This window comes from Sporofaciens sp. JLR.KK001 (genome assembly GCF_036941055.1).
GTDB lineage: Bacteria > Bacillota > Clostridia > Lachnospirales > Lachnospiraceae > Sporofaciens.
Window position 1 is genome coordinate 257177 of record NZ_JAYMNO010000002.1, and the last position, 14416, is coordinate 271592.

At 49.3% G+C, this 14416-nt stretch carries 12 protein-coding genes; 2 read left to right on the forward strand and 10 right to left on the reverse strand.

What is annotated here, in order from left to right:
* Positions 1–79 precede the first annotated feature (79 nt).
* The 5 genes from VSQ62_RS26455 to VSQ62_RS26475 all read right to left on the reverse strand — a co-directional run bounded on the left by VSQ62_RS26455 (position 80) and on the right by VSQ62_RS26475 (position 3068).
* A complete protein-coding gene (locus tag VSQ62_RS26455; protein WP_334634633.1) occupies positions 80–280 on the reverse strand; it encodes a hypothetical protein in 201 nt (66 codons plus the stop codon).
* A 109-nt stretch (positions 281–389) separates the two neighbouring features.
* The gene (locus VSQ62_RS26460; RefSeq protein ID WP_334634634.1) at positions 390–842 is read right to left on the reverse strand and encodes a PLC family EF-hand domain-containing protein; all 453 of its coding nucleotides are present in this window, start codon (positions 840–842) and stop codon (positions 390–392) included.
* Between the two features lie 171 nt (positions 843–1013).
* Positions 1014–2210: an IS256 family transposase gene (locus VSQ62_RS26465; protein ID WP_334634635.1), complete on the reverse strand. Its 1197-nt coding sequence runs from the start codon at positions 2208–2210 to the stop codon at positions 1014–1016.
* Positions 2211–2470: 260 nt separating this feature from the next.
* A complete protein-coding gene (locus VSQ62_RS26470; RefSeq protein WP_334638042.1) occupies positions 2471–2692 on the reverse strand; it encodes a peptidoglycan-binding domain-containing protein in 222 nt (73 codons plus the stop codon).
* A 277-nt stretch (positions 2693–2969) separates the two neighbouring features.
* Entirely contained in the window at positions 2970–3068 is a 99-nt protein-coding gene (locus tag VSQ62_RS26475) for a putative holin-like toxin (RefSeq protein ID WP_334638043.1), read from the reverse strand.
* Between the two features lie 540 nt (positions 3069–3608).
* Between VSQ62_RS26475 and carB the strand changes: the two genes are divergently transcribed.
* Positions 3609–6833, forward strand: a complete 3225-nt coding sequence (gene carB, locus VSQ62_RS26480; protein ID WP_334638044.1) for a carbamoyl-phosphate synthase large subunit — start codon at positions 3609–3611, stop codon at positions 6831–6833.
* A gap of 156 nt (positions 6834–6989) precedes the next feature.
* Here carB and VSQ62_RS26485 read toward each other — a convergent pair whose 3' ends face one another.
* Positions 6990–7535 (reverse strand): GNAT family N-acetyltransferase, encoded by a 546-nt coding sequence (locus VSQ62_RS26485; RefSeq protein WP_334638045.1) that lies wholly within the window; start codon positions 7533–7535, stop codon positions 6990–6992.
* Between the two features lie 182 nt (positions 7536–7717).
* On the opposite strand from VSQ62_RS26485, the gene VSQ62_RS26490 reads away from it, so the two are divergent.
* Positions 7718–8611 (forward strand): helix-turn-helix domain-containing protein, encoded by an 894-nt coding sequence (locus VSQ62_RS26490; protein WP_334638046.1) that lies wholly within the window; start codon positions 7718–7720, stop codon positions 8609–8611.
* 158 nt (positions 8612–8769) lie between these two features.
* On the opposite strand, the gene VSQ62_RS26495 is transcribed toward VSQ62_RS26490, so the two are convergent.
* The 4 genes from VSQ62_RS26495 to VSQ62_RS26510 form a co-directional block, all read right to left on the reverse strand.
* Positions 8770–9630 (reverse strand): MetQ/NlpA family ABC transporter substrate-binding protein, encoded by an 861-nt coding sequence (locus VSQ62_RS26495; RefSeq protein WP_334638047.1) that lies wholly within the window; start codon positions 9628–9630, stop codon positions 8770–8772.
* Between the two features lie 29 nt (positions 9631–9659).
* A complete protein-coding gene (locus VSQ62_RS26500) occupies positions 9660–10319 on the reverse strand; it encodes a methionine ABC transporter permease (protein WP_334638048.1) in 660 nt (219 codons plus the stop codon).
* Positions 10312–11343, reverse strand: coding sequence for a methionine ABC transporter ATP-binding protein (locus tag VSQ62_RS26505; protein WP_334638049.1), 1032 nt, complete (start codon positions 11341–11343; stop codon positions 10312–10314). The genes VSQ62_RS26500 and VSQ62_RS26505 overlap by 8 nt, the downstream gene beginning before the upstream one ends.
* Positions 11344–11655: 312 nt before the next feature.
* Positions 11656–14349: an NYN domain-containing protein gene (locus tag VSQ62_RS26510; RefSeq protein ID WP_334638050.1), complete on the reverse strand. Its 2694-nt coding sequence runs from the start codon at positions 14347–14349 to the stop codon at positions 11656–11658.
* Positions 14350–14416: the final 67 nt, after the last annotated feature.

Here is a 14416-nt window from a genome sequence, read left to right on the forward strand (position 1 = left end):
TCGACGCTATTTTCGATTTCTTTATATGAATAGTATTGCCATTTTCTGGTGATACTATTCATTTTATTTTATTTTTCTTTTATTTCCCATCCCTTAGCAATGTTTCATAGGCATCCAGCCGGACGTTATCCAGATAGACTTTTTTGATTTCATTTTCCGTATAAAAATCATACAGCATCTCCATCAGTATGCTTAAATATTCTTCAGACATTTCCTGTCCTTCGTATTCCATGATCCGGTAGGCTACACAGGCATACGCCCTGGAAGATTGATGTGTCATTGTATTATTTCCTTTACTTTACTGCTGGTTTTCAGGTTCATTCTCTATTCTGCTTATAAACTATTACCCCCAATAGGTGGGGGCTTTATGGTATTCCCTTCTTTTCCTATCATTTGATTTCAAAGGGAATAGGTTCTCCTCCATATTCATCAATATATTTCTGTGATTCTTCCCAAAAGCCTTTCTGTCCTATGAATTCCTCCAGGTGGAATAGTTCCCTTTCCAGTTCCCGTACCCTCTCTTTTAGTGCTTCAACAGTGTATTCTTTTTGCTCGTTTTCTTCCTCCGTCCATCCATAGTAATCCAATACGTATTTTCTTGCTTCTTCATTCCCCATGCCGGCTGTCGCTTTACGCAATGCTTCTTCCTCTCTGTATATGTCAAGAAAGTCAATCGGACTGTTCCCATCGCCAACAGCGCAGCATGTATTCTCATGTACACTATATCCTGCTTCTATCCATTTATGGAGCTCCCTGCGTTCTTCTTCGGTCATAGGCGTTATTTTTTCATATTCCTTTAATTCTTGTTTCAGAAATCGTTTTCGTTCCTTACTGATCCGCATTCTATACACCTCTCTGATTGCCTTATCCCTCACTTTAGTTATTGCCGCCTGTATGGTTCTTATGCATGAAATGCCTATGCATAAGAACCATACAGGCGGCATTGAGGCAGTCAAGGGATAAAGGGCAGCACTGCTGTCATTTACAGCCGGATACGTTTCTGTTTCTACGCTTTAGGCAATCCTGGCCCTGTCGCCGAATTCAATCACAAACTGTCCATAGGTCTCTCCCCAGTCACGGTACGGCATGGACCATTTCTTAATAATGTCCCTGGTAGACAAATAAATTGTTTTTCTTAATGCCTCGTCATTTGGAAAGAGTGCTTTGCTCTTTGTAACTTTGCGCAGCTGCCGGTTAAAACCTTCTACGGTGTTGGTGGTATAGATTAATTTGCGGATCTGATGGCCATAGCAGAAATAGGTGGAGAGGTGCTCCCACTTATCAAGCCAGTTATCCAGGACGACGGCATACTTTTTCCAGCTATCCATCATACTCTCCAGATTCCGCATCGCGATTTCTTCACTCTCCGCCCCATATACGCGCTTTAAATCTCTCATAAATGCTTTCTGGTCTTTATAAGCAATATATTTTAGCGTATTGCGGATCTGGTGGATGATACATAATTGGATCCTTGTTTCCGGAAATACCGTATGGATCGCATCCGGGAAACCTTTTAAACCATCCACACATGCAATCAAAATATCAGAAACGCCTCTGTTTTTCAATTCATTGCATACTTTTAACCAGAATTTGGCACCCTCATTTTCCCCAATCCATATCCCAAGGATATCTTTATAACCGTCTCCATTGATTCCCAATGCCACATAAGCTGCTTTTGTTATGATCCGCCCATCTTCACGTACCTTAAAATGTACTGCGTCCAGAAATACGACAGGATAAAAAGAATCCAGTGTCCTGCAGTACCATTCTTTTGCTTCTTCCATTACTTTATCCGTGATATTGGAAATGGAACCGGCCGAGAGTTCTATCCCATAAAGGGATTGTACATGTTCCGAGATATCCCGTACAGACATCCCTTTTGCATACATAGAAATGATTTGGGATTCCAGCCCTTCTTCAACGACTGTACGGTTCTTTATGATCTCCGGCTCAAACCCTGGTTCCCGTGTCCGCGGCACGTCAATTCCAATCTTTCCATAAGCTGTTTTGATTGTTTTAGAGCTGCTTCCATTTTTAGATACCCTGTTTCCATTCTCCTTTGCATCCGCAATATACTCATTTACTTCCTTACGGAGTATCTGCTCCACGGCATCCTTTATTACTTTCTGTATCAACCCATTCGGACCTGTAATATCTTCCATCGTGTTGCATTTTGCTATTTCTGCCTGATAGTCAATTTTCTGTGACATAGTTGTTTCCTCCTAAAATTTTTCTACCAATTTTTTCCAACTAATCACAGTATTGTCGAATTCATTATCCATTATACAAAAATGGATGTGTCGAATAATCTGTGATGATTTACACAGATTATTTTACACACCCGCGGCACCCGGGGTAAATCCAATCCCCTGGGTGCAATACTTTGTGAGGGGGGAGATAGTTGAATCTGTCTTTCAACTATCTGCCTCTTAGTATAAGGGTAAAATGTGTCCAAAGTATGTTTATTTCCTTAAACAAAACGAAAATTTCTTAAGAGGAGATTAATTATTATATTCGAAAATCGACCGACGATGCCATCCACGACACGGCCCTTTGCCTTCTGGTATGCTATAACTGAGGCCTTGGTCTTAACTCGGAAGTCGCCGTCAACATTTCCGCAATCAAATGCTTTCAGATGTGCGATCAGTTCCTTACCTGCTTTCTTCTGAGCATTCGGCATCGTTCGCTCCACATCATAATCACCCTCAAAACAGGTCCCAACATAATCAGCATACCCGCCGGATGCATGAGCGACAACACTGTTATCTGGGCTCCTTCCTGCCGGATCTTGCGCCGGCGCAAAAAAAGAAAGCCTGTTTAAATTTCCGGACTCTCCAAATTTTACATTGCAATCTCTTTCAACTTACTCTATAATACAGATAGGAAGAGATAACCGCCCACAAAGTGGTTAGCCTCCCAAGTTGGCAATAAGCCTACCTGCATCCGCCAAGATTACAAGGTAGGCTTATTTATTTTCGCTTGTTGTTCCTACTATCTATGTAGGCAAGCAATGCAACGAGAAACGTTCCGAAAAGAATTAACAATGTTAAAACTTCGTATGTACTCATTCACATCACCTCCCCCTTTCGTATTTCCCATGATGGGATCAGTGCCGGGCGGCACGACAACGAACGCTGTTTCAGAAAGGAGGGAGACTGTCCACTTTGTAACACGATTATCTCTCTATTACATTATCATTCCATCGTTCTTCTGGCAATCTTTATTTTTTATCCGCAAACTACCATCCTTATCCAACTGATTCCTAATCATCTCACACAATCCCGCACTAGTACATCATTGCATAAATAACCAAGTAAATCTACACTGCTAATACGACCATTGCATTGATCCCAGCCTCCAGATTGATCAGGATATTGATGATACCCCCCATTGTCAACGCCGCCAACGGAATATATTTATTCGGGAACTAATGTAACAGATCTGCAAGACTGTCTCATAATCGTTCGAAACTGGTCTTCGGCCCTGGATCACCCGGACCGACTCAACCGTCAATTTTACCTTTTCTTTTTCTCAATTCTCCTATATAATAATGTAAGCGCCAAAAATATTTTAGTGTATTTCAATTATGTCATACGAGGAGGATACATATGCCAAAAAGAACAGACATTCACAAGGTACTCATCATCGGTTCCGGTCCTATCATCATCGGGCAGGCCTGCGAATTCGACTATTCCGGAACCCAGGCATGCAAAGCACTGCGCAATCTCGGCTATGAGATCGTGCTTGTCAATTCCAATCCGGCTACCATCATGACCGATCCGGAGATGGCGGACGTCACCTACATCGAACCATTGAATGTAGAGCGGCTAGAGCAGATCATTGCCAAAGAACGGCCCGATGCGCTCCTGCCGAACCTGGGGGGGCAATCCGGGCTGAATCTGTGTGCAGAGCTTGCCAAGGAAGGGATTCTTGATAAATACAATGTCAAAGTCATAGGCGTCCAGGTGGATGCCATCGAGCGCGGAGAGGACAGAATCGAGTTCAAGAAGTCCATGGATGCACTTGGGATCGAGATGGCAAGAAGCGAGGTAGCTTACAGTGTTGAGGAAGCGCTTGGCATCGCCGGCCGCCTGGGATACCCTGTGGTTCTGCGCCCTGCTTACACCATGGGCGGCGCCGGCGGCGGACTGGTGTATAATAAAGAAGAGCTTAAGACCGTGTGCGCCAGAGGGCTGCAGGCAAGTTTAGTAGGCCAGGTATTGGTAGAAGAATCCATCCTCGGATGGGAGGAGCTTGAGCTTGAGGTTGTCCGGGACGCCGACAACAACATGATCACGGTATGTTTTATTGAGAATATTGATCCGCTGGGGGTTCACACCGGCGACTCCTTCTGTTCTGCTCCGATGCTTACCATATCGGAAGAATGCCAGAAGGAACTGCAGCGGCAGGCATATAAGATCGTAGAATCTGTAGAAGTGATCGGCGGAACCAATGTACAATTTGCCCATGACCCTGTGACCGGCCGGATCGTGGTTATCGAGATCAATCCCAGAACCTCCCGTTCCTCCGCACTTGCTTCTAAGGCTACCGGTTTCCCGATCGCACTGGTATCCGCCATGCTTGCCTCAGGGCTGACTTTGAAGGATATCCCCTGCGGGAAATACGGCACACTGGACAGATACGTTCCTGACGGCGATTATGTGGTGATCAAGTTCGCGCGCTGGGCGTTCGAGAAATTCAAAGGAGTCGAGGATAAGCTCGGCACACAGATGCGCGCCGTAGGCGAGGTCATGAGTATCGGCAAGACCTACAAGGAAGCCTTCCAGAAGGCGATCCGGAGCCTGGAGACCGGACGGTATGGTCTGGGATACGCCAGAGATTATCATGAAAAGAGCAGAGAACAGCTTCTCCATATGCTGATCACGCCATCCAGCGACCGTCACTTTATCATGTACGAAGCCCTTCGCAAGGGGGCGTCCGTGGAGGAGATCTTCGATATCACGAAAGTAAAGACCTATTTTATAGAGCAAATGAAAGAACTTGTGGAGGAAGAAGAGGCTCTGACAGCTTCTCGCGGAAGCCTTCCTTCTGATGATATGCTGATCTCGGCCAAGAGGAACGGATTTTCGGACAAGTATTTAAGTCAGATCCTTGACATTTCCGAAGATACCATCCGCACCCGCCGGATTGAACTGGGTGTGGAAGAGGCCTGGGAGGGCGTACATGTAAGCGGAACGCCGGACAGCGCGTATTATTATTCTACCTACAACGCCAGGGATAAGAATCCTGTCAGCACCGGCAAACCGAAGATCATGATCCTTGGCGGAGGCCCTAACCGGATCGGTCAGGGTATCGAATTCGATTACTGCTGTGTCCATGCGTCACTGGCTCTTAAGAAGCTTGGCTTCGAGACCATCATCGTGAACTGTAACCCGGAGACAGTTTCAACGGATTACGACACCTCCGACAAGCTGTATTTCGAGCCGCTGACTCTAGAAGACGTACTGAGCATATACAAGAAGGAACAGCCCGTCGGCGTGATCGCCCAGTTCGGCGGACAGACGCCTCTGAACCTGGCCTCCGACCTTGAAAAGAACGGCGTCAAGATCCTTGGCACTTCACCTTCCGTGATCGACCTGGCGGAGGACCGCGACCTGTTCCGTGAGATGATGGACAGATTAGAGATCCCTATGCCGGAATCCGGTATGGCGACCACCGTAGACGAAGCCCTGTCAATCGCACACAAGATCGGATATCCGGTTATGGTTCGTCCTTCCTACGTCCTTGGCGGACGCGGCATGGAAGTGGTATATGACGATGAGAGCATGGCGGGCTATATGAAAGCTGCTGTCGGTGTAACCCCTGACCGGCCGATCCTGATCGACCGTTTCCTGAACCATGCACTGGAGTGTGAAGCAGACGCCATCAGCGACGGCAGCCATGCTTTTGTTCCTGCCGTCATGGAGCATATAGAGCTGGCAGGCGTGCACTCCGGAGATTCCGCATGCATCATCCCGTCCGTACACATTTCCCCGGAGAATGTACAGACTATTAAGGAGTATACCCGCAGGATCGCCGAGGAAATGCATGTCAAGGGACTTATGAACATGCAGTACGCCATCGAGAACGGCAAGGTATACGTCCTTGAGGCCAACCCGCGTGCATCCCGAACAGTGCCGCTGGTATCCAAGGTATGCAATATCCGCATGGTACCGCTGGCAACGGATATCATCACCTCCGAGCTTACCGGCCGGCCGTCACCCGTACAGAACCTTAAGGAACAGCACATCCCGTATTACGGAGTGAAGGAAGCTGTATTTCCATTCAATATGTTCCAGGAGGTCGACCCTCTTCTGGGTCCTGAGATGCGCTCCACCGGGGAAGTCCTCGGACTGTCGCCATCTTACGGCGAGGCATTCTTCAAGGCACAAGAAGCCACACAGTCCAAGCTGCCCCTTGGCGGTACGGTGCTGATCTCCGTGAACCGCAAGGACAAGGACGAGGTAGTAGAGATTGCCCAGAGCTTCGCGGATGACGGCTTCAAGATCCTCGCCACCGGCAATACCTATGAACTGATCCGAAGCGCCGGAATCGAAGCCGAGAAGGTGAAGAAGCTCTACGAAGGGCGTCCGAACATCCTGGACATGATCACCAACGAAAGTATCGACCTGATCGTCAATTCACCGGCCGGCAAAGAGAGCGTTCACGACGACAGCTACCTGCGCAAAGCCGCGATCAAGGCAAAGATTCCGTATATCACGACCATTGCCGCTGCGAGAGTCACCGCCCAGGGAATCCGTTATGTCAAAGAACACGGTAACGGAGACGTTAAGTCACTGCAGCAGTTACACAGTGAGATTACGGATAGATGATCCAGACGGCTGCATAGTAATATTACAGGCAGATGATCCGGGCAGCCGGGAATCTGTCTCATACAAACTCAGAGGACACTGTAAAAGGCTGCGATCCGCGCCCGCCGCCTTTTACAGTGTCCTCTGCATTCTATATAGAACCACATCCTGGCAAGGTTATTGCCTGTCGCTCAGTATATATTCTAACTGACAATCATACGGCTCTGCCTCCACATGCTTCCGGCAATATTCTTCCGCCTCCGCACATCCCATGGCCTGATAGAATGCCTGCGTCTCAACCGCCGAGTGTCCCGAGATATACAGCTTATCTGCTCCCTTCTCCTTCGCCCACTGACCTGCCTTATGAAACAGCGTCCTTCCGATCCCTTCTCCCCGCATATCCCCAGACACGTGCAGACTGGTCAGGTCCAGGTACTGTCCCCGGCTTCCGAACGGTTCTGACTCGACAGACGCGAATCCCTTAAGAACACCGCCGCAAAACGCACCCCATACCGCTCCGCCAGTCTCCGCCGTATTCTTAAGGCAGCTGACCAAGAGCTGATAATCCTCCTCCGACCAGTCATCAATGAAAGGCGCATCTTGAATCACCCACTTCCCGCCTTCTCTGCGCCAGCACTTCGTGACCTCCTGACGGCGGATAAACTGCCCGAACAATTCCCGGCAGATTTCTTCTTTTTCCAGTCTTCGATATTCTATCCTCATAATCCAACTCTCCTTGAGAAACTATTTTGTTTATTATAACAGAAAATCAGCCGCGCAACCGAAAGTTTACATCGATTTCTTCAAAAGCAACATGAAATATATAGATTTTACATGGGAAATATTATAAGATAAACCCAACCTGAAACGCGTAAAGGCACTACAATAAAGAAAGGGTACACACTATGAGCTTATTTGGAGAAAATCTACAATACTATAGAAAACGAAATAATATCACACAGGAACAGCTTGCCGAGCAACTGGAAGTATCCCGGCAGACGATATCCAAATGGGAGTCCGGCGCCTCTTATGCCGAGATGGAGAAGCTCTTGCAGCTATGCGATCTGTTCTCCTGCGGCCTGGATACTTTACTTCGTAAGGACGCAAGCATATCAGAGATAGAAGACAACCTGCAGCACCGGGAGCATATGAAGCATTTCCGCAAATGGATCACCTTCGGCGTCGCCCTCATCATCTTCGCCGCCGCCTTCTATGAACTGATAACAGGTCTTAGATGGATGGACGAGGAAGTCTTGAATACCGTATTCATGATAATTGCCACGGTCGCCATCCTGATCCTGATCGTACAGGGGATGAAGGATTCTGACTACCGCAAGAAGCATCCGGTCATCCAGGACTTCTATACCCAGGAAGAGAAAGATACCTTTGACAGCCATTTCCCGTCAAAGATCGCGACCGGCGTCGGACTGATACTGATCGGAATGCTTATTGGGATGAACGGAGACTCGCTTCCGCTGCCAGACAACATGACGGATGATTTCTACTACGGCATCTTCATGCTCTTCGTGACCGGCGCCGTATCCATCTTCACCTATACCGGGATGCATAAGGCAGAATTCGACGTTGCGGCCTATAACAGAGAAAACTCCCCGGAAGCCAAAGCCAAGAACAGTCCGATCGCCGTCTGGTGCGGATGCATCATGCTCCTTGCCACCATCGTCTTCCTGATCGCAGGACTGGTGTTTTACCTCTGGGAGATCTGCTGGATCGTTTACCCGATCGGCGGACTCCTATGCGGCATGGCCACCCTGATCCTGAACCGCCAGAAGCCAGAATAGTAAGTCAACTGGAAAATTAACATTGCAATCTCTTTAAATTTATTAGTTATAAGCCTACCTGCATCCGCCAAGATTACAAGGTAGGCTTATTTATTTTCGCTTGTTATTCCTACTATCGATCATCCCGCCGAGCACTACTGCGGCATTAATCCGTGCCTCTATTCCTCGAATGCGATTACCGCCCCGTCGTACTTCTCATCAATGAATTTCTTGATATCGTCGGACTTCAGCACCTTCACAAGCGCCTGGATCCCTTCGTTCTCCTCATTGCCTTCCTTTACCGCAATGACATTCACATAAGTCTTAGCCGCCTCAGAATCCGACTTCTCATAGGCGATCGCATCTGACTTCACAGAATATCCTCCCTCCAACGCATAATTACCGTTCAATACCACGAATGCAACCTCGTCTACCACTCTGGATACCTGTGCAGCTTCCAGCTCAACGATCTCCACATTCTTCACATTCTCTTCGATATCATTGACCGTTGCATTCAAGCCTGCGCCTTCCTTCAGGGTGATCACGCCGTTATCCTGGAGAAGCAGGAGCGCCCTTGCCTCGTTGGTCGTATCGTTAGGCACTGCGATGGCGTCGCCCTCTTCCAGCTCGTCTAAGCTCTTCTTGGTCCCCGGATAGATCCCGAACGGCTCGTAATGGATTCCGCCTGCATTCACCAGATGTGTCCCCTTCTCCTCGTTAAAGCTTTCCAGATATGGGATATGCTGGAAATAATTCGCATCAAAATCGCCGCTCTCTACCACTTCATTCGGCTGGACATAGTCGTTGAACACCGTCACCTCAAGCTCATACCCTTCCGCTTCCAGAAGCCCCTTGGCCTCCTCCAATATCTCCGCATGAGGAGTCGCAGACGCCGCAACCTTCACTGACTTAGAACCAGAATCCTCGGAGCCTGAACCGGAATCAGAACCGGAATCTCCCCCCTTATCCGAACCGCCGCAGCCTGTAAGCGCCGCTGCCAATACTCCCGCCAGCAATACTGTCAATAATCTTCTCTTCATAATACATTTCCTCCTTTTTCGTTATGTTTTTATTTCCTTTTATCAAGATGAACAGACAATTTCATGCCAATTGTCTGGAATATTTGCACCAGAAGGATCAGGAGCACCACCGTAACTGCCATGATGTCAGCCTCATACCGATGGTATCCGTAACGAATCGCAATATCTCCAAGTCCGCCTCCGCCCACGGTCCCTGCCATTGCCGAATATCCTAGTATCGTCCCAAGCGTGATGGTCACTCCCACGATCAGGGAGGTCCTTGCCTCCACCAACAGTACCTTCGTCACTATGGTAAATGTGGAAGCGCCCATGGACCTTGCCGCCTCGATCACTCCCGCGTCCACCTCCCTGAGGGAAGATTCCACCATACGGGCTATGTACGGAACCGCAGCAGCCACAAGGGGCACGATCGTCGCCGTCGAACCGTAGCTCTTCCCCACGATCATTCTCGTAAATGGGATCAGCACGATCAGCAGGATCAGGAACGGCACGCTTCTTACAATGTTCGCGATCACGTCCAGTACCTTATAGAGCACCCAATTGGGCTTGATCCCTTCCTTATCTGATATGGTCAGCAGGATTCCCATAGGAAGACCAAACAGATATCCAAACAGGGTCGACGCAAGCGTCATATATAACGTCTCCCCGATTCCCTGTATCAACATCTGTATTACCTCACTGCTAAACATCTCCCGTCACCTCCTCGATCTCCAGTCCTCTTTCTGTTATATAATCCTCAATCTCTCTCTGAAGCTTCTCATCATCCGGAAGCCCAAGGATCATCTCACCCTTGGCGATCCCTCCTACGTTCTTGGTATCTGCCCGCAGGATATTGACCGGTCTGCCCGTCTTCAGCACCATATTGGCGATCACCGGTTCAAACGAAGAATTCTCCGAGAACACGATCCGGATCTTCTTCGACTCCATCAGTCTGTCCTGCGTCCTGCCGGCATGATCCCCATGCTCCCCGTCCGAATCCTTCAAGATCAGCTCTCTCGCCTCCCTGGTCTTGGGATGGCTGAAGATCTCTTCTACCAGGCCATGCTCCTTGATCTCTCCCTGAGCCATGATCGCCACATGGCTGCAGATCTTGCGGATCACAGACATCTGATGGGTGATGATCACGATCGTGATCCCAAAACGCTGATTGATATCCTTCAAAAGATCCAGGATGGACGCCGTTGTCTGTGGGTCCAGCGCACTGGTCGCCTCGTCGCACAGGAGGATCCTCGGATCAGACGCCAGCGCCCTTGCTATGGCGACTCTCTGCTTCTGTCCTCCGGAAAGCTGTGCCGGATAGGACTGTTCCTTCTCCTCAAGCCCTACGATTCCAAGCAGTTCTTTGGCCTTCCTGCGCGCTTCTTTCTTCTTAACGCCCTGGATCAGAAGCGGAAAGCTTACATTATCTACCACATTCTTCTGCATCAGCAGATTGAAATGCTGGAAGATCATCGCGATATCCTTACGCTGCTTCAGAAGCTCCTTCTCTGACATCGCCCCCAATTCCTTGCCGTCTACCAGAACCGCTCCTTTGGTCGGCTTCTCCAGGTAATTCAGACACCGTACCAGCGTACTCTTACCCGCACCGGACATACCTATGATCCCATAGATATCTCCCTGTTCAATCTCCAGGCTGATGTCCTTCAACGCATCAACCTTCGCATCCTTTGAAGTAAATATTTTCGTCAGATGTCTTACTTCAATCTGTGCCATGACCCTTCTCCTCTCTCCTCAGGAACTTTCAGTTCCTTAATTCTTTGAAACCACAAAAAAGGGAACAAGTACACGCCGCACCTGCTCCCCGCATTCTATCCAAGATCAATAGTATGTCAAAAATCAGATAATCAGACGCATACACTAATAAGCCATGTCCATCATGCACATCATGCACATGCTGTCACAGCCTGTCATCATCATATTCTGATTCATATTCTGATGAAATGTTGTCCTCATATCTGCTTCCCTTTCTCGAATGATCCTACAAATATGTTAGTATATTAGACCAATCCGCAAGAATTGTCAAGTTTATTTTCTCCCAAGCCGTATATTTTCCATATCTTCCTGCATTTTCTCATCCATATGGTCAAACAGATAGTTCTTCCCTCTGTCTCTCCTGCTCTCATATTCCTCCCGGATCTGCCGTCTCACAAGCTCCACTTCTTCCCGGAATTCCCGCGAAGAGATCAGCGTGCCGCCCTGTCCCAGGGTAACGACCTGCTCCACCCCGTCGGAGGTCACCACCGTCACGTGATATTTTCTGCCGATGTGGTGGACCACCTTCTCGATATACTGGTCCGCCGTCTCCGCCTCCTTCGTATACACGATATGAATGTTGTGGTACTTCTGGATCTCCAACGCATAACCGTCCACCTTGTAGGCGTCAAACACCAGGATCACCGTGCATTTGCGGAAGCCCTGATAGTTGCACAGGATATCCGTCAGCTTATTTCTCGCCGCCTCGATATTCACCTTCGCCAGCTCCTTTAAGTCTTCCCATGCAAAGATCACATTATAACCGTCCACCAGAAGGAAATCCATAACTGCTTCTTCTTCCTTCCTGTGCCGCGTCTTCTTAGGGACGCCGGCAACCGTCTTAGAAGACGGCGGAAGCTTTCTCTCCACCTTCCCATAGGTCCGGATAAATATCTCTTCCAGTTCTTTTTCCTCTTCCCGGCTAAGATTCGTCTGACGGCTCCTGCCCTGTCTGTCCGCACCGCTTCCGTCCCTGCGTATCTCTGCTTCTGTCTTCTGCTGCCTCATCCGCTTCTCAAGCTGGCTCTCGATATGCATATACTCCGGCACCTGATCCCACGGCACGGCAAACCCGGCTCCATGAGCACAGAAGACAGACCCTGCCGGGTTCTCAAGGTCCCGTTCCGGGTCATACCCTTTCGCCTCTATGATCTCTTCTGCATTGTGACACGGTTCATATCCCTTGAACGTACAGGTAAGCTTCCCCTGTCCTCTTGTATAGCTGTTGACCTCCATCTGATAATCACGCATAGCCGCTGCAGGCGCTTTCCCTGTCAATACCGACCGGTCTGCGAAGATCTCCGGCGCCTTACATTCTCCGGACATCTTCTGGATATCCGTCATAGCGCGTCCCACCATCTCCGACGGCAACTCCAGACGATATGCATAATACGGCTCCAACAGGACGCTCCCCGCCTGCATCAGCCCTTGTCTGACGGCACGGTACGTCGCCTGCCGGAAGTCTCCGCCTTCCGTATGCTTCGGATGCGCCCGGCCTGCAAGCAGGGTAATCTTCATATCCGTGACCGCCGCTCCGGTCAGTACGCCGCGGTGTTCCTTCTCCGCAAGATGCGTCAGCACCAGACGCTGCCAGTTCCGGTCCAGTACATCCTCGCTGCAATCCGTATCCAGCACGATTCCGCTGCCTGCCTCCCCCGGCTCTAACAACAGATGTACCTCCGCATAGTGACGAAGCGGTTCATAATGCCCCACGCCTTCTGCCGTATTCGATATGGTCTCCTTGTATACGATATTTCCCGCGTCAAAGGATACTTCTATGTGGAAACGTTCCCGGATAAGGCTCTGCAGGACTTCGGTCTGCACCGCGCCCATAAGCTGTGCATAGATCTCGCCCAATTCTTCATTCCATACGATCCTAAGCATCGGATCCTCCTCCTCCAATTGCCTGAGATTCCGAAGCATGACCGGCGCATCACACCCTTCCGGCAGATGAATACGGTAATTCAGCACAGGCTCTAAGACCGGAGTCCCCGATTCCTTCTCCGCACCCAATCCCTCTCCCGGATATGTACGGCTAAGCCCTGTCACGGCGCAGATACATCCAGCTTCCGCCTCCGGAACCGTCTCATATCTATCTCCGGAATAGATTCGTATCTGGTTGACCTTCTCTTCCCACTGTTCGGCTGCTTCCGGGCCGGAACATAAGATATCCTTCACCTTAAGGCATCCGCGGGTTACTCTAAGATGGGTCAGACGATTCCCCTGCACATCCCTGGTTATCTTATATACCTTCGCCCCAAAGTCTCCCTGTCCGCCTCTCCATTCCCTCGCATAACACCCGAAGCCTTCCAGGAATTCCTTCACTCCGCTAAGCTTCAATGCCGATCCGAAATAACACGGATACGCCTTCCTCTCCCCGATCAGACGGATGATCGTCTCTTCCTTCAAGCCGCCGCTCTCCAGATACTCGTCCAACGCGGCCTCCTCACACATGGCCAATTCTTCAAAGAACTCGCCGTCCTCCCCGCCAAAATCAATACATGCCCCGCTGAGCTCGCTCTTCAGCGTCTGAAGAAGCGTCTCTTTGTCCGTTCCCTCCTGGTCCATCTTATTGATAAACAGAAAAACAGGAATCTGATATCGTCCAAGCAGATTCCAAAGCGTCCGGGTATGCCCCTGCACCCCGTCCATACCGTTGATCACGAGAATCCCATAATCAAGTACCTGGAGCGTCCGTTCCATCTCCGCAGAGAAATCCACATGCCCGGGAGTATCAAGAAGCGTCACCTGCCTATCGCCAAGCTCACATACCGCCTGTTTTGAGAAGATGGTAATTCCTCGGCTGCGTTCCAGTTCATTCGTGTCCAGATATGCGTCCTTATGGTCTACCCGGCCAAGCTTGCGGATTCTTCCGCTAAGGTAGAGGATCGCCTCGGACAGTGTCGTCTTCCCCGCATCGACATGTGCCAGCATACCTGCACAGATATATCTTCTATGATCCCCCATCGGAAATGCCCCTTTCTGCAACTATAATTCAATTATTATAGCATAGATAAATTTTTTTTTCACTATG

What these genes read in the sequence shown, in the direction of transcription:
- VSQ62_RS26455 (WP_334634633.1), bottom strand. Translation starts at nt 280, where the DNA reads ATGACACATCAATCTTCCAGGGCGTATGCCTGTGTAGCCTACCGGATC.
- VSQ62_RS26460 (WP_334634634.1), bottom strand. Translation starts at nt 842, where the DNA reads ATGCGGATCAGTAAGGAACGAAAACGATTTCTGAAACAAGAATTAAAG.
- VSQ62_RS26465 (WP_334634635.1), bottom strand. Translation starts at nt 2,210, where the DNA reads ATGTCACAGAAAATTGACTATCAGGCAGAAATAGCAAAATGCAACACG.
- VSQ62_RS26475 (WP_334638043.1), bottom strand. Translation starts at nt 3,068, where the DNA reads ATGAGTACATACGAAGTTTTAACATTGTTAATTCTTTTCGGAACGTTT.
- carB (WP_334638044.1), top strand. Translation starts at nt 3,609, where the DNA reads ATGCCAAAAAGAACAGACATTCACAAGGTACTCATCATCGGTTCCGGT.
- VSQ62_RS26485 (WP_334638045.1), bottom strand. Translation starts at nt 7,535, where the DNA reads ATGAGGATAGAATATCGAAGACTGGAAAAAGAAGAAATCTGCCGGGAA.
- VSQ62_RS26490 (WP_334638046.1), top strand. Translation starts at nt 7,718, where the DNA reads ATGAGCTTATTTGGAGAAAATCTACAATACTATAGAAAACGAAATAAT.
- VSQ62_RS26495 (WP_334638047.1), bottom strand. Translation starts at nt 9,630, where the DNA reads ATGAAGAGAAGATTATTGACAGTATTGCTGGCGGGAGTATTGGCAGCG.
- VSQ62_RS26500 (WP_334638048.1), bottom strand. Translation starts at nt 10,319, where the DNA reads ATGTTTAGCAGTGAGGTAATACAGATGTTGATACAGGGAATCGGGGAG.
- VSQ62_RS26505 (WP_334638049.1), bottom strand. Translation starts at nt 11,343, where the DNA reads ATGGCACAGATTGAAGTAAGACATCTGACGAAAATATTTACTTCAAAG.
- VSQ62_RS26510 (WP_334638050.1), bottom strand. Translation starts at nt 14,349, where the DNA reads ATGGGGGATCATAGAAGATATATCTGTGCAGGTATGCTGGCACATGTC.